This window comes from Microbulbifer maximicatervae (SeqCode) (assembly GCF_052466985.1).
In genome coordinates this window covers 5,108,109-5,127,050 of sequence record NZ_CP174298.1, presented here as the reverse complement: position 1 = coordinate 5,127,050, position 18,942 = coordinate 5,108,109, and the positions used below count along the sequence as shown (strand labels likewise).

Below are 18,942 nucleotides of genomic sequence, written 5' to 3'. Positions count from 1 at the left end.
GGCCGAGAAGTGAACATCGATATATTCGCTTACGTAAACTCTACCCAGGAGCGGCAGATTAACAACGATTAATGGTTACTTTTCATTACCCAAATACAAGGTATCAGTCACCTAAAAATTCAATGTCTTACAAGACCAAACATTATTTTGAGAAACCCATTCTCAATTTGATTTATTCAAGCAACACAAGGAAAAGGAGAGTTTATGTTTTTTCTGTTGCAAGTTAACGCCTCTACTGGAGGCCAATCTCGTGAGATCAACACAGCTAAGCAAGAACGTGAAAAGTCAGGCTTAAAACCTATTAATACTCAATCAGGTAGCATAGATCCACTCCAAAAAATTAGAGATACCCGATGTTTACGATGTTTTGTTTTACAAGCAGCCTAGGGAGATATACAAAAATTAATAGTTTAAATAGCATATTGCTAAAAAAGCCAATTTATATTGGCAAGGATAATTCTGATGAGAACTTACAAATCTCTTTGGTGGACATTGATCGGCGTTTTAGCTGTAACCTTTTCAATACTCGGATATTTTGGCAGTGAAATATATCGGAAAGCACCTCCGATACCTGACGCCTTTGTCTCAGAAAATGGCAACATACTGACCACTAAAGATAAAATTTTAGATGGTCAAACTTCTTGGCAATCCGTTGGAGGAATGCAACTGGGATCTATTTGGGGACATGGAGCCTATCAAGCCCCAGACTGGACCGCTGACTGGTTACATCGAGAGCTAATTAATTGGTTATCAATAGCGGCAAAAGAGGAATTTGGCCTACCATATGAATCTTTATCCAAAAGAGAAAAACACAAAGTTCTGTATGATCTTAAATTAGATTATAGAACCAACACCTATAGCAGCGAATCTGGAATTGCCACTTTATCTAAGCGAAGAATCACAGCTATAGAGAAAACTGCAAAATATTATAATGCACTTTTTGGAGGTGATCCCGCTTTACAGCCAACCCGCGCAAATTACGCAATGAAAGAGGTTACACTGCCCGATGCTGATCGCCGAACACGACTTACTGAGTTCTTCTTTTGGACATCCTGGGTAGCTTCAACCGAGCGTTCAACAGGTGGCGCAACCTACACTAACAATTGGCCCCACGAACCATTAATTGACAACAAGCCAACTAGCGAAAATATTATTTGGTCTATTATTAGTGTGGTCTTATTGATTGCCGGTATTGGCGCCCTAGTTTGGGCATGGGCGTTCCTACGCACCGAAGACAAACACCCAACTGCCCCCAAGCAAGATCCAATCAGCACCTTCAAATTAACTCCCTCACAGAAAGCTCTTGGAAAATACTTACTAGCTATAGTAGGACTATTTACTTTCCAAGTTTTCTTAGGTGGTTTCACTGCACATTATACCGTCGAAGGACAAGGATTCTATGGGATAGAAACATCGGAGTGGTTTCCATACAGCCTGGTACGCACCTGGCATATACAGGCTGCTCTATTTTGGATAGCTACAGGATTTTTAGCTGCCGGACTATTTCTTGCTCCAATTATCAACGGTGGAAAAGATCCTAAGTTCCAAAAACTTGGTGTTGATATATTGTTTTGGGCATTAATAGCAGTCGTTATTGGATCATTTGTCGGCAATTATCTAGCCATTGCGCAAACTCTGCCACCAGAACTCAGCTTTTGGCTAGGTCATCAAGGATATGAATTTGTAGATCTTGGCAGACTATGGCAAATCGGTAAATTTACCGGCATCGTATTATGGTTGGCATTAATGCTGCGCGGCATTGTTCCAGCATTAAAGCAAAAAGGTGATAAAAACCTGCTAGCCCTGTTTACTGCCTCCGTAATTGCCATAGGATTGTTTTATGGTGCTGGCTTCTTTTATGGCGAGCGCACACACATATCGGTCATGGAGTTTTGGCGCTGGTGGATAGTGCACTTATGGGTAGAAGGTTTCTTTGAAGTTTTTGCTACAACTGCGCTTGCATTTATCTTCTTCAGTATGGGCCTTGTATCTAAACGCATGGCTACTGTGACTTCTCTAGCATCAGCGTCATTATTTCTACTAGGGGGGGTACCGGGAACTTTTCACCACCTATATTTCTCAGGGACGACAACACCAGTTATGGCGGTAGGGGCCACATTTAGTGCACTCGAAGTGGTCCCACTTATCTTGTTGGGTTATGAAGCCTGGGATCATTATAGCTTAAAAAATCGTGCACCCTGGATGGTGAAAATCAAATGGCCTTTGATGTTTTTTGTAGCTGTTGCTTTCTGGAATATGTTAGGAGCAGGCGTACTTGGCTTTACCATTAATCCACCGATAGCGTTATATTATCTTCAGGGCTTAAATACCACAGCCACACATGCCCATGGTGCATTGTTTGGAGTATATGGGTTCTTGGCATTGGGCTTTAGTTTACTCGTTCTTAGATATATTCGTCCCCAGTTTATATTTAGCGAGAAATTGATGAAAACGGCATTCTGGTGGATGAATATAGGTTTGGCTTTAATGTTGTTCATCAGCCTTTTGCCGGTCGGTATTATCCAGTTTATGGCGAGCGCTTCAGAAGGCCTTTGGTATGCCCGCAGTGAAACCCTAATGCAAAGTGGAACGCTAGTTACTCTAAGATGGATACGAACTATTGGTGATGTGGTGTTTATCGTCGGTGCACTGGCTATCACATGGCAAGTAACACAAGGCGTGCTGAACCTAAAGAGGCACAGTTCAGTAGACTATCTATCAGGGCAAACCAAATCAGTCTCTTAATCTACTTATAAACCTATGCAACGTTACTGCGTAACTCAACAGTAACGTTGCATTATTTGCTGCCCCATGAATATCGGATTTGGAGAGAGAAAATTTACAAGTGTTTAATTTTCGTTTTTCCACAGCGTTCACAACGATATTCAGTAACCAACTTTCCCTGCTTTACGTCAAACTTGCGCTCGGTGACCACTTTCCATTTATGAAAACCTTCCCTGCACAGGGTGCTGCCCTTGTGCTTTTGCCAAGCGGTTTTTCTTTTGAAAGGAATAACATCTCCCATTTGTTCTCGCACAATAAAGTTTGAACACTAATTTTATTTTGGAACAATAAAGTTTGAACACTAATCACTTCAAGAGCCTAACTGTACCTTTGGGGTATCAAACAGGTGAGATAAATGAAGAGGTAAGTTGCTTCAAATTACACATACATACCGACAATTTTATCCTAAAAAAAGAAAAAATTAGATATAGCATACCAAAAAAAATCTTTATTCAAAAAATTTTTTCTAGTTATTTGCTTATTGGTTGGTTACACATCTAGCGCTCATACCTCATCATTACAAGTGAACCACTCGATCTTTGATGGAATCCATCTAGATTTGTAGCAACGCAGCCACTAATCCTCGGCAATGGAGCGCTCAGTCAGAAAGGTCAGAAATAGAAGAGTTATCTAGGTGGTAAAGACACGTCTAACGCCGCCCCCAGCTGTATTTCCCTACTTAACCAGGGAAATTAATAAACCCCAGCCCCCATAGCCTCTGAAATTCCCTATCAGATAGCAGGAATACACCTTTCGATAATCACAGATACTCAAGGTTCATATCTCTATCCAGAGATGGCTAATTCTGCGCTCTTGCAAGAGCGATCAATCGAGAATTACTCTCCTCCCAGTTTGCCTATGATAATTATAAGTGCCGGGAGGGTGCGCGTGCATTTTGAATTCAGAAGTAAAGTTTCAGCACACTATCCGCAACACAAACCATGCGACCTGAACCTTCAACCTCTACCTCAATATGATTGATCATTTCCACACTACGCTTCGATGGCACCAGGGACTTTAAAGTCGTACGAGCTCGGATACGATTGCCAGTCTTAACTGGATAAGGAAAACGCACCTGTTCAAGGCCGCAGTTTATAATCATTCTAGCTTCAGGGTAAGGCGGTTTTTCCGGATTGACAGTATCGGTGAGCTCGGGAATTAGCGATAGGACCAAAAAGCCGTGGGCAATTGTGCCTCCAAACGGCGATTCAGCCCTTGCTCGTTCTGGATCAATATGAATCCACTGGCGGTCCCCAGTTACTTCGGCAAAACTGTCAATGCGCGACTGGTCAACTACAATCCAGCGCCCAATATATATCTGCTGACCAATACGTGCTTGCCAGTCTTGGTAGAAAGCGATGGCCTTAGGGTTCTTAATGACTTGTAATTCACGATTGCTAGCAGGATCAACAACCGGCCCAGCTTTCGAAGTCCAGGAATTTTTAAGCAAGTTACTGATGTAATAGGACAACTGATGCAGGTGATTATCATGGGTGCTTTTGAGGTCCAAATTGTTAATCCGAGCCCTAAGCAACCTTTCCTTTTCCCTGATGTACTCAAGCACGTCCATCATCTCATCCTGTATTAATGACATTGAAGCAGCGTAACTGGACCTAAAATTAATTTTGTGCGGCAGCTACTTCCAACTCCACGTCTTGTTTCTAAAACGCCTTGCGGCTGAGTAGGTTAAAATGGTTTGGTTCCAATCGACCCAAAGGCGACAACGCCGGCGACTCCATCGCTACACAAAGCCAATAACGTTGCGCCAACGTGCAAAGGTTAAACCAAAAGCTCCCCCTTTCTCTTACCTTACACTCAAGCCACGTGGCTGGTTGCGAGTTAAGCAAAGATACAAGATCAAACTCGATCGTAGAAAAAGGCAGTCGAAGCCCCAAACCACACGCTTTGGACACAGACTCTTTAATGCACCAAACCCTTGTTAACAATTCACAGTGAGCAGCGCTTGGGATAGTCATTACCTGGTCATATTGCTCTGGACTAAGTAAATGCCTGAAATTTAGACCTGAGCCCAGTTCACGAGCAAGGGGCTCCAGATCTATACCTGGATCAACGGTAGAGCTAAGCGCAATCGCGACCACACCACTAGCATGAGAAATACTAAATTTTATTGGGGCCACACTTTGGTTTAAAACTCTAGGCCTGCCTTGCTCATCAGGGAAAATTTCCCAATCTGCCGGCAAAATACTTACGCCTCTTTTAGTGGATAAAACATAACGCAATAGGTAACGACCAAGCAGAAAATGTAGGCCCGCCGCTCGATTAACAATCCCACTATATCTTTTCTGCTCAGCCTCGCTAACTGTGGTGAAGACAGTTTGCGGATCATGCTTAATTAGAGTTTCAAACTCCTTCACGGTAGCAATCCAAAGACCTATATCCCTGTTAACTCCGGTCTTCATAGGGTCCGCTCAAAAAGAATAATGCAACTTAAACTCGATAAAATCCTCATCCCGTACTGGATACAGCCAAGTATCACTGCGGCCCACATTGAGGAATAAAAACGCCCGAGTTTCGATTCTAAAATAATCACTCAGACGGTGTTCTAAGCCTAAGTCGAGGTAGTTGCCATGACTATCGAAGTCATAACTTATGACTCCTCGAAATTCGCTGTCACCGGTATCACCGAAGCTAGCTCTAAGGCCGACAAAGAGATCGTTCTGACCTAATGTTTCAGCTTGCTCATCCCTATCGTCGATTAGATATTCGGCGATCAAGGACAGATCTTGCATACTATCCGGTAGCGAATAAATCGGGTGCTCAAGGCCAACGTTTGCAGCAAAGAAACCTTGCTCCAGTTCGCGACCAGTTTTCGCTTCCAACTTAAAGGTCGTGTCGCCGAGGAGATAAAGTGTGTCCAGTAAAAAATTCTCGGTTTCGATGTAAAAGGGAGTCAACATCGTCGCTGAAGGGCTAGGCCTTACCAGTAGTGGCGCCCGCCTAGTGCCTCTGAAGTAACCGATCCCTGTTTCTAAATCACCAGCGTAAAAATGGCCTCGCAGAGCAACATCTCCACCTCTATTCGAGCTTTCAAAAAGTGCCCGGTCCGAAATCGGTAGTCCGAATGACGGGCGCTCTGGAAATTCTCGCTCACGAAAAGTTGGCAGATAGAATATCGATAGTTCGCCGTTATCAAAACGCAGACCTAAAGATGCGAAGGTCTGCCCCATCTTTTCCTTTCCGTCGATAGCTTGGCGCAAGTCAGCCTGATTAAGTACATTGACTATATTCAGAGATTCAGAAACGCCCCAAAAGAAAGTACTAACACCGAGATTCAGCGATAACTGATCACGGCGCCAGTGAAGGCTGGCTTGGCGGATATCGGCATAACGACGCTCCCCATCCTGCTCATCCCAGCTACCAAACAACCGCAACTTATAGCCAGTATCACCAATATCCCCCTCAGCATTTGCTTCAATTTCAAGCCCCGGTCCGAAGCGGTAGCTATCATCAATGGCCAGCGACTCCTCTTCTGCAAATATACGAGCCGTGGCCGCGATATCAACAGAATACTTGTCAACCTTGACCTCTGCGAGGACCGGCATAATGGTAAGGCTTAGACACAGCTGCACCCAAAACGCTAAACGCAAGACCCCCATACCCTTAATCCCGGAGTGTATTGCGATGGAAATTCGCAACTGAGAGACCGGTACCAAACTCGATGCGGCTATAGCTTAAGATCGTTACGTTTCCACTCTGCTGATTATGCATAACCACCTCCATGGGCCTCCAATAACGATCGTCGTAGAGGCGAAAATCCCTTGCGGAAAAAGTCTTGAGCAGCGTTTCCTTACGGTCGAAATAGTCTATACGGAAGATACGTCGAGCACTCTGATCAACCCAGACCCGCTGCCGGCTATATGCAGAGTGAGAGTCTTCTGGCACTCGGTCAATTACGTCACAAACCAGGGCACCATCTTCGCATGATTCCTCTCTCACGTAGGTATAGCGGAAATCGTCGACCGCCTTATCAGACAAGTCCTCGAACGAAAACTCACTACCGACGAACGCACCACTCTTATTGCGAGATGAGATCCTCTTAATACGGGAATAGGCAGGCAAATATAACCACTGCTTATCGGTATCCTCTAACTGCGGATGCGTTAGAAGCGCCGTGCCCCGGATATCGGCAGGAAAATTGAAGCGGATTAACGATTTGTCTCCACCCTCGTGACTCTCAAGTGAGCTGATCTGCAGTTCACGTCGAGTTTCATCTCCGGCCCTGTTGCGTAGAATCATCGTCAATTCGGCAACACTGTCGCCGTAACCAAGGTCACGGTTATCCACTGCCACTGCGACCTCCCGCCCCTTTCTAACATCGCTAGCAGCGCCTTGAACCGGCAAACCGATTAGGCCACAAAGTATTGTCACTGGAAGGAGGAGACGGTAATCAGTTCGCATTATTTAGTTCCTTGTCGGTACGAAATTGCAGGTTCGACGTACGTGTCCTGCGCATAAAGGTTAGAACCAAGGCCGGTAGTAATATCAAGTCAAACACCAATGCCAACACAATAGACATCCCCGTGAGCATACCCATCTGGGCATTTTTCTCGAACGCCGAGGTCGACAATAGAAGGAAGCCTATCACTAGCAGCATTGAGCTAATCACGATCCCACCCATAGTCTTACTAATGGTTTCGCTTACGCTATCTTCAGGACTGAGCCCCCGCTTTAGACCGTTGACATACTGATAGAGGAAGTGAACTGTATCATCGACGATTATGCCGATCGCCATTGCCGACACCCCAGCCAGCCCCATTGAGATTTGACCATTAACGAGATACCAAAATCCAAATGCTGCCGCGACTGGAAGCAGGTTTGGAACCAAGCTCAATAGACCAATATCGAGTGAGCGGAATACCAGCATCAACGTCAATGAAATCACCACAAACGCTAGCGAGGCACCTTCAAGGAGACTTACAATATTTGATTGGCCAATGTGGGAAAAAATCACTGCGGGACTGCTGTGATAGATATCAATGGAGCGAGGTTGGTTTTGCAACAACCACTCTTCGACCCGTTTTTCAAAAGCAATTAAGCCCACCGAGCTTAGATTCTTTAATCGTGCAGTCAGTTTCACCGAGGATTTATTCAAATTCACCTGATGGGTCACATCACGACCAAACGGCAACGACATCTCGTATAGCAGGAACTGCTGTGCAGCGGTAATTGTATCGCCAGGTAACCGGTAAGAGTCCTCATCACCACCATTCATCAAACGGTTAAGATCCTTGATTCGGTGCAGGGGGCTTGCAGTTGTAAAAACTTCTGGCTGCTCATGTAGCCAGTCATCGAATGTATCAAGAAACTGTAAAAACTCTGGCTGAAACATACCGTTCTGCTCTGGTACCGAGAGCGAGTAATCGATTGTATAAATACCAGAAAAGTGGCGATCGATACGTTCAGAATCAGCACGGAAGGGCTGTGACTCATCAAAATAGCGGATTAAATCATCGTTTAATTGATTCAATGGACTGAGTGCAGCGACGCATAGGGACAAAGGTAGCATTAGCCACAATATCCGCCGGCGGTAAGCGATAACCCAGCCTGACAACAAAGCCATGCGATTAATCAGTCGGTTGGCACCTGTTTCCCGCGTTGAAAAACGAATACGCAACAGAAGCTGTGGTAGAACCGTCAACGACAAAAGTAGCGAGAAGAGCACACCTAAGGCAACTATATTGCCAAGATCTCGAAACGGCGGTGAGTCACTGAAATTCATCGCCAGAAAACCGATAATAGTAGTGACATGGCTCACCGCAATCGGCTTGAGATTGCGCCGGTAGGATTGCAAGACTGCTTCTTCACGAGAAACACCACTGCGTATCTGGCGCTGAATATAGCTGAGAATGTGGATGGCCGACGCTACTATCACCGTGAACATGATGATTGGAGCCGATACTGATGGCGCAGACAATTGAATACCGAGCCAACCAGCTAGACCCAAAGACCCTAGCAGTGCCAACACTACTACCGTCAAAATAGCGCCACCTGCAGCAGGTGATCCGAGAATCAGAGCAGCGCTGACCAGCACAAAAAGGATCATCAACGGTATCAGCGTGATGAAGTCTTTTTTTGCCGCCTGGAAAAAGGCACCGTTCATCTCCACCACACCGGTGACAAAAAAACGATGATCCGGATATTCCATCTTGAATGACTTAATCAATTCATCGACAGCACCGGTAACGGCTAGCACTTCGGCCTTATGGTCTAACCCTGGCAACCGAATGGTCGCATTGATCGCGGTAAATCGTCCGTTCTTACTAACCAAATTGCCAACCAAGTCCCTCTCACTACTAGCGGCAGTTTCAATAAAGGCGATCCTTTGCGGCGTCAATTCGTCAAGCTCGTAGACGAACTCCTCAATCAAAATATCATCGTCTTCAGCAGAGCTATAGGGGAAGTTCGTTAGCGAATCTACTCGAGAGACATGGGCCGTCCGCCACAACGCGCGTGTCATTTCATGTATAAGGCTCAGAGTACGCTGGTTGTAGATGTTGTCATCCACCGGTTCAATCATGATGAACACGTTATCAGTCGTGCTATAAGTATCTTGCATCTGCTCCAAGCGCAGTAGGTCACGATCGTTATCATCGAAGAAAACGCGATAATCACTGGCCAGCCCCATCCGTTTTAGGCCAACAGCCGACATCAATGTGAGCAACAGCACCAGCGCTAATAGCCACTTACTGGCGCCAGAGCGAATGATCCAATCGGTCTTTATATTTTTGTTCAAGGTATTTCTTTCCTTTCGGATAAAAATGCTCGCAGCGGCACCATTACTCGCTCTACATCCTTCTCAACCCCCATTACCAGCTCCGACGCTCGACAACTAAGCCATTTACGTCCCACTAAGAAAAGCCCAGGCTCTGGAGTCCTTCCATAGTTTTCAATGAAGCCCCTCTCATCGACACAGTGCGGCAACTTTAGCCAGCTCGTTCGGTCGCAATAGCCTGTTGCCCAAATCACTGTATCTATGTCATGCCAACCGACGGAGTCGAAACGGATTTGACGGCCAGAGCACTCCAAAGCACGGCCAACAATCTTTACGCCTTTAGCCTTCAGCCGTCTATTGTTGTATTCACCACAGGGGACAGGGTTACGCTTTTTTAATATCTTCGCGATGAGGCTGTTCTTATCGGCGGAAAGGATACGCAAGCGATCAAGCCACCAAAAAATATCACGTCCGAACAAACGGTTGGGAGGCAGGCCACGTGGGGAACCCGTGGCCAAAAACACATTGCAACGCCCCGCTAGCCGGTCCACGATCTGACGCCCAGTAGCACCATCCCCAATAACGGCAACAGTGTGGCCATCAGAAATGACATCGGTTGAGGCGAGACTACCGTCTAGTTGCTGCACCTCTCCAGCAAGTTGGGAACTTATCGCCGGCACCTGGGGTATCTGATTAGCACCAGTTGCATTGACGATACTGGTGGCGAGCAGAGACGTGCCGTCGGCAAGGTCGACCTGAAAACTGCCGTTCGAAAGGCGATCGAGACCAACAACTTCACAGCCTTCTCGAACCTGAAGATCAAAGTGGCCTGCATAGCTGACCAAATAATCAGCTATTTCTACTGTAGTCGGGAAGCCCTCAGGATCGCCCGGAAAGGCTAGTCCTGGCAGGGCACAGAATTGACGTGAAGTGAATAGCTTCATACCTTCGAGCCGGTTACGCCAAACGTCGCCAATACTATCCCGTTCAAGCAGAAGGTAGTTGAGATCAGCCTGCTGCAGCATTCGTGCGGTGTGAAGACCGAACTGGCCTCCACCGATAACTATGCAATCAAGTCGCGACATCAACTGCGCTCCAAAGCTGTTCTTGAAAAATTCTTTTCGAGATGTGCCACAAGAGCGTTAATCGTTGGGTAGTCGAAGGCTAGCGTCGGATCGACGTCAACAGAGAGGTGGTCCTCCACCATAGTCGATAGCTGGACATGGTCTGCCGAGTCTAGACCTAGACTTGAGAAAGAGGTGTCACTGTGCTTATCAATCGAAAATTCTGGTGTTTTAGCAGCGATAAAATCTGTGATCTGTTCCACCAGGTTTTTCATTCTAAATTCATTCGTCATCTTATATTTCCTATCAACGGTTCATGCGAGCTGCGCCTCTTCGGCTGCAATCAGATCCCTGCAGGCAGTCCTACGAACTTTGCCGCTGGTGGTTTTCGGAATACCGCCAGGCTTGACCAGCAAGAGCTGGTCGAGGGCGACATCATGTGCCAACATCACTGCCTCACGCAGCTCCTGTCGGAGTTCATCGTGGTTTCGGTTAAGAAAGGCGTGGCGGCGAATCTCAACAATGGCTGCCAGTCGGTTTTGGCCATTGCTATCCACAGTGAAAACCGAGGCTCCGTTATTGCCTGCCGCATCAGGATGGTCACTACAGGTACGTTCAATATCGTATGGATAAAGGTTGCGGCCGCGCAGGATTAACATTTCCTTGATCCGCCCGGTGATATACAACTTATTGTCACGGACGAAGCCCATGTCCCCGGTTTTGAGGTAATAATGACCGTCGCAGGGCGATATACGAGCACCGAATTGCTGCTTACTAATCTCAAGGTTGTTAAGATAACCTTGTGCTATTGAGGCACCACTAATCCATATCTCACCAATACAATCCTCATCTGCTAGCCGGCCACTCTCCGGATCAACAACCTTCAAAATCATCCTTGGCGTGATACGACCGCAGCTAACCACTTGACGCCCCTCACCAGTAGATTGCAGTCGACCAGAGTCAAATGCTGCGGGATCGAAAGCCAGGGTTTCAATGCCTACGCCTTTCGGTCCTCCAGAGACAAACAAAGTGGTTTCAGCCATGCCGTAGCAGGGAAAGAAAGCAGTAGAGGAAAAACCGTAAGGCTGGAAACGTTCAGCAAATATCCTCATAGTGTCGGCGCTGACAGGCTCAGAGCCATTCAAAGCCACCTTCCAGCAACTCAGGTCTAATCCCGATAGGTCCTCTCGCTCACCTATGAACTTGATGCAGTGCTCATAGCCAAAATTAGGTGCAGCAGAGCTATGAATTCGATAGTGAGATATCAATTCTAACCACCGGCGTGGACGCTGAACGAACTTCATCGGTGGCATGAAGACGTAGGTACCACCAAGGAACAATGGCTGCAGCATATGGCCTATCAGTCCCATATCGTGGAACTGTGGCAGCCAGCCGCCAGCAATTACACCTTCGCTGTGGCCACACGCCTGCTGGATAGCCAATTGGTTATCGATAATGTTGGCGTGACTTACCATTACACCTTTGGGTAGATCAGTAGAGCCTGAGGTGTACTGAACAAACGCCAACTCATCTGGAGCCGGAAGAGGTAACTCTACATCTTTAGCAGCACCAACCTGCTGCTCATCAATCCAGGCTTGGTCGCCCAAATTAATCGCCGGTAATTCTGCTAATTGCTCAAATAGCTGTTCACGAGTCTCAGCGGTCGTCAGAATGGCTTTGGTCTTTGCATCACCAAGAATACGAACAGTGCGCTCTAATTGCTGAGCATTGCGACTCAGGTTCAGGGGTACAGCAATGACGCCAGCCGCGAGGCAGGCGAGGAAGTTGACCACAAAATCAAGACCAGCAGGGAAAAGCAGAGCAAGCGGCTGGCCTCTATATCCGCGCTCGACTAACAGTCGGGCCCGTTCCAGTACCTGCTGATTCAGTTCACCGTAACTCAGCGATAGAGCACTATCAGGCCCATGAGGCTGGAATACGCAGGCGGTACGGCTAGGCTCATTAACCACGTGTCGGGCGAACTGATCCATGAAGCGCTGAGCTGGAAAAATCTTATCCGTCATGAGCCCAACTCCTCACCCTTTAAAGCTCATGCTTTTGAGCTGTGCCACGCACCGCTGCAATGAATCAACAAAACGATCTATATCATCAAGGCTGGTAAAGCGGCCGAAGCTAATCCTGATCGCACTTTGTATTTCTTCATCACTTAGCCCCATTCCTTGTAATACAGGCGATAGTTGACGGGTCTTGTTGTTACTGCATGCAGAGCCAATCGACACCACAATCCCATCTTTCTTTTCCATTAACAGAGCAAGCGCCTCACCCCGAATGCCTGGAATCGATAGGTTTAAGGTATTGGAAATCGCCCCCTCATAATGACTAGCACCATTGATATGTGTTTCGATAGAGGATTTGCCAAGCTGTTCGATCAAGTGCTGTTTGCACTTCAGACAGTGATGGTCCCAGTACTCAAGCTCCCTGCGACATTCGTCAGCAGCCTCACCGAGTCCGGCGATAGCGACCAAATTCTCGGTACCAGAGCGCATTGCCATCTCTTGTCCACCACCATGAATCAAGGGAGATATGCGATCTATATTCTGGATATATAGGCCGCCAATACCCTTGGGACCATAGAATTTGTGTGCGGAAAAAGAAACAAAATCAGCACCTAATGCCTCGACATCAAGAGGCCGCTTACCTACTGCTTGCACTGCGTCGACATGGAACGGAATGCCTCGGGAGCGGGTCAGCCTTGCCACCTGATCCACAGGTTGAATAACGCCGGTTTCATTGTTCGCATACATCATGGAAATCAACCTGGTGTCAGGCCGGATAGCTTCAGCGACAGCCTCAAAACTGACGGCGCCGCTCGGTCCCGGCTTCAAGCAGGTGACTTCGAATCCGAATTGGTGGGCGCAGTATCGGATAGTTTCTAGAACTGAAGGGTGCTCAATCGCCGTGGTTAGGATATGGCCGGCCCTACCCAGGTCGTTCATCAGGCTTCCTTTAATAGCCCAGTTATTGGCTTCAGAACCGCCGGAGGTAAAGAAAACTTTTTCCGGCGCGGTACCCAGTAGGCTAGCGACATGGGTCTTTGCTCGCTGGATTAGCTCACGATTACTGGTCGAAGGAAGCGTACGCCCAGATGGATTAGCAAAGAGCCGAAGCGCAGAGGACATAGCCGTAGCTACAGCCTCCGACACCGGGGTTGTGGCGTTGTAGTCGAAGTAACCCTCAATCGAGTGAGCATTTGTCATGGCATCACCTCCCGACAATCTTTGCCAACTAAGCTCAGCAACCTATGATGAAGCTGCTGCAAAATCTCAACACAATGGTGTTGTGATGGCTCTAGTTCACCAAGCATGCCTTCTATTTCGCTACTTGTTCTCCCGGCAAGCTGTTCCGGTGCCAACCCCTCAAGCGAGGCACAGAAAATGTTGGCCGTCGCCACCGAAGTAGCGCAACCCCAAGCTCTAAAGCGAGCACTGTCAATCAGTCCATTGGTGATGTTGATCTGAACGCGAATCCGATCTCCACATACTGGATTGCCAATTTCATATTCGTAATTGGGTTCGTTGATATCACCGACATGAGCCGGGTCGGAAAAGTTGTCAATGATGATGTCGTTGTACATGTTGTAGCTCCATCTTGGACAGCTGTAATTAGGCGACGACTGGACAACTGCCGCTAGCAGCCTGCTCTGCGTCCAAATCTTCAAGCCGCTTATCTAAATTAACCGCACAGCAACCAAATTCTTTTGACTCAGGTAGGCGCATTACATACTGCATGCGTTGACCACTTCTTCCCGAACGACTCGCTTCAGGCAACAGTCGCACCAAGTCCTCAGTAAGCATGAAACCAGGCGTCGAACGTGCGAGAGGGTCAAGAATTGCCAATTGGCCGGTCTGGCCCGGTTCGACCTCTCGATCTAGTTGTTTGGGGTCTCTTACCGAGAAATGAACGAAGGGGGAGACATGCTTGATTCCATACTCATCGTCAATAGCAATGACATTGGATTCAACCAAGGCGTAGATATCACGGATCTGGCTCTCTTCAACGCCCAAGTACTCGATACATTCACTGTTGAATTCTGCACGTGACAACATCTGGCCTGAGAAGCGCTTCCACCCCCCAAGAGTGATGATGTAACTACTCTTATCGAGTTTAATTCGGGTGTTGGTAGCTTTGAGGTAGCTGATAAAACGATTGATCAGGAATGGAGGACCAATCAAATGGCGACTGAATTTATCATTCCAATCCTCAAGCTGTTCTAAGGCCTCTTCGGGCTTAAAAGATTCTTGCCGAACCATGAATCTATGAGTGTCCAGTAGACCTGCGAGCATATTGAGCGCCTTGATCATGCCCATTTCAGGAATTTCCTCGGTTGAGGGGCAAAGATAAAGGCCGGCACCTTTGGAGATCTTTAGGAATTCGCGATACATCGAGTAAATCCCCAGCACCGCATTGTCAACGGTGTCTGCGCAGCGGCGCGAAACGCTGGGAATACCAGAGGTACCTGTGCTTCGCATTTCTAGCTCTACATCACGTAGGCTGACTGAAAGTAACTTATGGCTATCGTTTGATTTAAAAAGCTCAATGGGAATCAGAGGTATTTTGATCAGGTCAGCTGGAGTTGAGATCATATCCGGTGTCACTCCTTTGCTATCGCAAGCGGAGCGGAAAAAAGCATTGTTCTCATAGTGATAAGCGAATGCCTCATGGATCAAGCCTGTCTTGAAATCCAGTAAGTTATCCTCTGTCATCGAATAGAGTTCCGCCACAGATGACAGTGCCACCTTTAAAGGGTCTAACCCGTTTTCCTTGAGTATGTTTTGTAACTGTATCGACATTTCAATCTCCGTTTTTAAAGTCAAATAAGACACGGCCTCAATCGTCTATGCGGAGGCATTTAGGCTATTTTTTTACTGTTTTAATCAAGCTGATATATATCAAAAAACTTAACAAAAACCTCAAAGCTTGAATTAAGAATGGTTTAAACATCAGAGAATTTAGAACTCGACTGAAAGACCACCCGTCCGGGAATCATGCCGGGTAAACCTGCCGGGTAAACCTGCCGGGTAAACCTGCCGGGTAAACCTGCCGGGTAAACCTGCCGGGTAAACCTGCCGAGTAAACCTGCCGGGTAAATCTGCCGGGTAAATCTGCCGGGTAAATCTGCCGGGTAAATCTGCCGGGTAAATCTGCCGGGTAAATCTTTGACCACCATCAAGAGTCTCTACTCATCGATTCTATTTATTATTTTCCGAGAGAAATATTAAACACATTAGAAATTTTAACAATCACTTCAAAGTAATTTTCTTTATTTTTTTATTTTTCTTGCCGCGCAGTATGGTTTTTTTTTGCTACATGACCAGCCCATCTCACTTACACCCGCTTACAATCTTACCCCTTCAAATTACCTCTAAAAATTAGCCAGAACAATCGGTCCGCCAATCACATGAAAATCATCCTGCGATCATGAGCTCACAACAAAACGAACAGGTTTTATGCGTATTTTTTTTACTATTGAAGCTTGCACTCACACCTAACTCCGACTCCCAACGGGAAACCCAAGAAAGCTCCTTGCCGCCAATTACAGCAAATCACAGCTTATATTTTGGTAACATATTGTGACCAGTCAATTAACAAATATAAACTATTTGATGACAAGCTTACTGGAATTAATTCCATCTTAGGGGTAGCGTAAATTCGCACAAACATTCAAGCGTACACTGTCGTTTTTCCTCAATCTTTAATCTCCCTGCTATTTTTCAGCAGAAAATTCGTATTTTTAAGTAAAGATTGACACATCACATTCACATAAACCACACCACAATTAACAATACGCCCCGCAACCCAAAGTAATTTATTGGATATTTTTTTATTACAACAATCCACTTTAAGGAGAATAGTACCAAGTAAGGCGCAACTGTACTTCCACCTCCTTTTCTTTTACCTGCACCAACTAAACGCCATTAATTCTCATGACTAAAATACAAAACTCAGTCTAATTTATGAAATTCGTCCATGATAATCTATTTATTACTCTTTATTTTTTAACTATTAACAAAAAATCATCCGCATTATCATTGCGAGATTCCCTATTGCACAATTAAAACCACAGAAGCAATGGCCATTTTCAACACACAAAAAACCAGAATACCGCTTTAGACATCCCTCAGAAATACCCAATCGTGCTTACACATTTTATTACCGTAGGGAAATAGCTATTTAGCTGGCACTTTAGAAGCATCCACCAAACTAAAAATGCTGAAAGCTGAGCACCGGGGATAGATTTATCTACATTCGTAGATGAACTGAAAAGCATTATCTTTGCTGGCCAGTTTACAGAAGCACTACAAAATCGGCTTCACATATAAAGCGCATACCAAATCTCGCAGATATGACTGAGGATAAGAGCTGATTTCTAGCTAACTTTAGGAGCACTTTGCAAAATGAGAGAGCATACGGCACACGCAACCTACGTAACATTCTCTTATTTCATCTAACAATGGCGATATTTAGTATCTATAGAAACAGAGCACCTTTCTAGCAGCTCCGAGCCCCCCATTTAAGCCCCATACTTCGCCCTAACTTAGGGTTAAATTATTAAACTCAACTTTCCCACCAAAAGTATCCACTAGGCCGGAAGTTATGAAGAGTATAAATTTTTACAGGCACAGAACCACACACTTAATTGAAAATCGTTATCATTACCAATATTACCTATAGAATATGAGCGACAGAGAACTTTCTGAAACATCTAACTCGATGAAACAGCTGCTCGACAACTATTTGTCATACTGCTTTAAGACTGAAGAGATATAGATCAAATCACCGATCTAAAGCATTGCACCATACTTTGCGAGGAAGCTCACTTAGTAGACATTAATGCCGCGGCTCAATATTCTTTTCAACAGAAGGTACGTATCAATTTTTAGTTATAGTCGACTAAAGATTTAGAGCTATGAAAAAACACTTGAGGATTTCTTAGGCTTCTATACCCAAATGAAAGATATTCAACACCAACAATACTTTGACTAGGTCCTTTGGAGGCTGTAAGGGAATATTCGGCAGTATATAATAATAAAATTTCTGCCTAGACCATCTAGGTCAAAAGTGAAAAAAGTGCGTCATGTCATAACGCACTAAAATGGATACACAAAACTGCTCTATGAGAGAAAAGCACTCATAAGTTCGCCAACTCAAGCCTTAAGGGATCACTGCATCTTTTGCTCTCATAAATTAGTGACAAGCATCTTCAGGTAAGACTTCCATTGATCTACAAACTATTTTAGACAAGCCACTAAGAAGCTGATATCACTCATTACTATTAAAACCTTAAGGTCACTTAGGATATTTTGGCTTTTCGAGTGGACTCTCTCGCCTCTTTAAGAATCAAAAAACCACCTCGAATAACAACAGCTGAAATTATTAAGCCTATAGCAAGATCAGGGAAACGACTATCGATTACCGCGACTAGTAGACCTGACATAATCACTCCTAAATTTGCTACAACATCATTGGCTGAAAAAATCCAAGCAGCTCTCATATGTACCCCTCCTTCCCTATACTTAGATATTATTAGGAGGCAAACAACATTTGCTAACAAGGCAGAGGCCCCTATTGATATCATCAGTATACTTTCTGGCTCACTGCCAAAAAGCGATCTCCTACAAATCTCATACAACACCCACAACCCCAATATAATTTGAATTATTCCACTGACATTAGCTGCCTTTGCTTGATATATAACCCCTCTACCTACAACAAATAAAGAAATCCCATACACAGCAGCATCAGCTAACATATCCAGAGAGTCTGCAATCAATCCTGTTGACTGAGCAAACCATCCAAGAGTTAATTCAAGCACAAACATAATTGCGTTGATCACTAGCAGCACCATTAAAGTGCTTCTCTCTAATTTATCTGCTTGCTCTAAACCGCAACCACATTCAGACATATTCACGCCCTCTCTAAACAGAACTCCACTTAGGGATATTTATGCTTTAAATATCAACAATTACTTACTTCAAAGTCTCGCTCAAGGCTAGTTCCTGTCTTTTTTAAAAAACTCAGATCATATTTATAAGTCAACTTCATGAGAAGTAAAATTACAATTCACTAAAATCAGAAATCAAGGGCACCAGCACTTCTGTCCACTCTATTTAGGATCTATAAAGGCTGCCTTTGAACCAGAATAAAAATCTGCAAGCAGTAAACCCATACTAAACCTACACACTAAAACCCCGTCACTCTATTGAGACAATAGAAACATCTATTATTTTCTACTTATCTAATGTAAATATCAAACGTATCCATCTCTTTCATACTCAAAAATGAACCAGCGCACACTTAAATATTTTTATTAAAATTTTGCCCACCCCTACCTAAATATAG

Annotated in this window: 15 protein-coding genes; 1 reads left to right on the top strand and 14 read right to left on the bottom strand. The window is 45.4% G+C overall.

Features of this window, described 5'->3' with window-relative positions; genetic code table 11:
• The first annotated feature begins 462 nt into the window (after positions 1–462).
• The gene (locus ACJJI3_RS22460) at positions 463–2,745 is read left to right on the top strand and encodes a nitric-oxide reductase large subunit (RefSeq protein ID WP_444940979.1); all 2,283 of its coding nucleotides are present in this window, start codon (positions 463–465) and stop codon (positions 2,743–2,745) included.
• 94 nt (positions 2,746–2,839) lie between these two features.
• On the opposite strand, the gene ACJJI3_RS22455 is transcribed toward ACJJI3_RS22460, so the two are convergent.
• The 14 genes from ACJJI3_RS22455 to ACJJI3_RS22390 form a co-directional block, all read right to left on the bottom strand.
• Positions 2,840–3,025 (bottom strand): hypothetical protein, encoded by a 186-nt coding sequence (locus tag ACJJI3_RS22455; protein WP_413662993.1) that lies wholly within the window; start codon positions 3,023–3,025, stop codon positions 2,840–2,842.
• Between the two features lie 660 nt (positions 3,026–3,685).
• Positions 3,686–4,378 (bottom strand): MaoC family dehydratase, encoded by a 693-nt coding sequence (locus ACJJI3_RS22450; RefSeq protein ID WP_444901115.1) that lies wholly within the window; start codon positions 4,376–4,378, stop codon positions 3,686–3,688.
• Between the two features lie 67 nt (positions 4,379–4,445).
• The gene (locus ACJJI3_RS22445; protein WP_444925671.1) at positions 4,446–5,204 is read right to left on the bottom strand and encodes a 4'-phosphopantetheinyl transferase family protein; all 759 of its coding nucleotides are present in this window, start codon (positions 5,202–5,204) and stop codon (positions 4,446–4,448) included.
• Positions 5,205–5,213: 9 nt separating this feature from the next.
• Positions 5,214–6,401: a hypothetical protein gene (locus tag ACJJI3_RS22440; protein WP_444901113.1), complete on the bottom strand. Its 1,188-nt coding sequence runs from the start codon at positions 6,399–6,401 to the stop codon at positions 5,214–5,216.
• Between the two features lie 4 nt (positions 6,402–6,405).
• Positions 6,406–7,203, bottom strand: coding sequence for an outer membrane lipoprotein-sorting protein (locus tag ACJJI3_RS22435; protein ID WP_152454483.1), 798 nt, complete (start codon positions 7,201–7,203; stop codon positions 6,406–6,408).
• Positions 7,193–9,538 (bottom strand): efflux RND transporter permease subunit, encoded by a 2,346-nt coding sequence (locus tag ACJJI3_RS22430; RefSeq protein WP_444901112.1) that lies wholly within the window; start codon positions 9,536–9,538, stop codon positions 7,193–7,195. Before ACJJI3_RS22430 ends, ACJJI3_RS22435 begins: the two co-directional genes overlap by 11 nt.
• Positions 9,535–10,602, bottom strand: coding sequence for a flavin-containing monooxygenase (locus tag ACJJI3_RS22425; RefSeq protein WP_152454485.1), 1,068 nt, complete (start codon positions 10,600–10,602; stop codon positions 9,535–9,537). Before ACJJI3_RS22425 ends, ACJJI3_RS22430 begins: the two co-directional genes overlap by 4 nt.
• Positions 10,602–10,874 carry an acyl carrier protein gene (locus ACJJI3_RS22420; protein WP_444901111.1) on the bottom strand — a complete coding sequence of 91 codons (273 nt, stop codon included), beginning with the start codon at positions 10,872–10,874 and terminating at the stop codon, positions 10,602–10,604. The genes ACJJI3_RS22425 and ACJJI3_RS22420 overlap by 1 nt, the downstream gene beginning before the upstream one ends.
• A 21-nt stretch (positions 10,875–10,895) precedes the next feature.
• Positions 10,896–12,605: a fatty acyl-AMP ligase gene (locus tag ACJJI3_RS22415; protein WP_444901110.1), complete on the bottom strand. Its 1,710-nt coding sequence runs from the start codon at positions 12,603–12,605 to the stop codon at positions 10,896–10,898.
• 12 nt (positions 12,606–12,617) lie between these two features.
• Positions 12,618–13,799 carry a cysteine desulfurase family protein gene (locus ACJJI3_RS22410; RefSeq protein ID WP_152454487.1) on the bottom strand — a complete coding sequence of 394 codons (1,182 nt, stop codon included), beginning with the start codon at positions 13,797–13,799 and terminating at the stop codon, positions 12,618–12,620.
• Positions 13,796–14,176: an iron-sulfur cluster assembly scaffold protein gene (locus ACJJI3_RS22405; protein ID WP_152454488.1), complete on the bottom strand. Its 381-nt coding sequence runs from the start codon at positions 14,174–14,176 to the stop codon at positions 13,796–13,798. Before ACJJI3_RS22405 ends, ACJJI3_RS22410 begins: the two co-directional genes overlap by 4 nt.
• A gap of 28 nt (positions 14,177–14,204) precedes the next feature.
• Entirely contained in the window at positions 14,205–15,392 is a 1,188-nt protein-coding gene (locus ACJJI3_RS22400; protein WP_152454489.1) for a LuxE/PaaK family acyltransferase, read from the bottom strand.
• A 143-nt stretch (positions 15,393–15,535) separates the two neighbouring features.
• The gene (locus ACJJI3_RS22395; RefSeq protein WP_444940978.1) at positions 15,536–15,769 is read right to left on the bottom strand and encodes a hypothetical protein; all 234 of its coding nucleotides are present in this window, start codon (positions 15,767–15,769) and stop codon (positions 15,536–15,538) included.
• Positions 15,770–17,893: 2,124 nt separating this feature from the next.
• The gene (locus tag ACJJI3_RS22390) at positions 17,894–18,505 is read right to left on the bottom strand and encodes a cation efflux transmembrane domain-containing protein (protein ID WP_444902624.1); all 612 of its coding nucleotides are present in this window, start codon (positions 18,503–18,505) and stop codon (positions 17,894–17,896) included.
• Between the last annotated feature and the right edge of the window lie 437 nt (positions 18,506–18,942).

What these genes read in the sequence shown, in the direction of transcription:
- ACJJI3_RS22460 (WP_444940979.1), top strand. Translation starts at nt 463, where the DNA reads ATGAGAACTTACAAATCTCTTTGGTGGACATTGATCGGCGTTTTAGCT.
- ACJJI3_RS22455 (WP_413662993.1), bottom strand. Translation starts at nt 3,025, where the DNA reads ATGGGAGATGTTATTCCTTTCAAAAGAAAAACCGCTTGGCAAAAGCAC.
- ACJJI3_RS22450 (WP_444901115.1), bottom strand. Translation starts at nt 4,378, where the DNA reads ATGTCATTAATACAGGATGAGATGATGGACGTGCTTGAGTACATCAGG.
- ACJJI3_RS22445 (WP_444925671.1), bottom strand. Translation starts at nt 5,204, where the DNA reads ATGAAGACCGGAGTTAACAGGGATATAGGTCTTTGGATTGCTACCGTG.
- ACJJI3_RS22440 (WP_444901113.1), bottom strand. Translation starts at nt 6,401, where the DNA reads ATGGGGGTCTTGCGTTTAGCGTTTTGGGTGCAGCTGTGTCTAAGCCTT.
- ACJJI3_RS22435 (WP_152454483.1), bottom strand. Translation starts at nt 7,203, where the DNA reads ATGCGAACTGATTACCGTCTCCTCCTTCCAGTGACAATACTTTGTGGC.
- ACJJI3_RS22425 (WP_152454485.1), bottom strand. Translation starts at nt 10,602, where the DNA reads ATGTCGCGACTTGATTGCATAGTTATCGGTGGAGGCCAGTTCGGTCTT.
- ACJJI3_RS22420 (WP_444901111.1), bottom strand. Translation starts at nt 10,874, where the DNA reads ATGACGAATGAATTTAGAATGAAAAACCTGGTGGAACAGATCACAGAT.
- ACJJI3_RS22415 (WP_444901110.1), bottom strand. Translation starts at nt 12,605, where the DNA reads ATGACGGATAAGATTTTTCCAGCTCAGCGCTTCATGGATCAGTTCGCC.
- ACJJI3_RS22410 (WP_152454487.1), bottom strand. Translation starts at nt 13,799, where the DNA reads ATGACAAATGCTCACTCGATTGAGGGTTACTTCGACTACAACGCCACA.
- ACJJI3_RS22405 (WP_152454488.1), bottom strand. Translation starts at nt 14,176, where the DNA reads ATGTACAACGACATCATCATTGACAACTTTTCCGACCCGGCTCATGTC.
- ACJJI3_RS22400 (WP_152454489.1), bottom strand. Translation starts at nt 15,392, where the DNA reads ATGTCGATACAGTTACAAAACATACTCAAGGAAAACGGGTTAGACCCT.
- ACJJI3_RS22395 (WP_444940978.1), bottom strand. Translation starts at nt 15,769, where the DNA reads ATGGTGGTCAAAGATTTACCCGGCAGATTTACCCGGCAGATTTACCCG.
- ACJJI3_RS22390 (WP_444902624.1), bottom strand. Translation starts at nt 18,505, where the DNA reads ATGTCTGAATGTGGTTGCGGTTTAGAGCAAGCAGATAAATTAGAGAGA.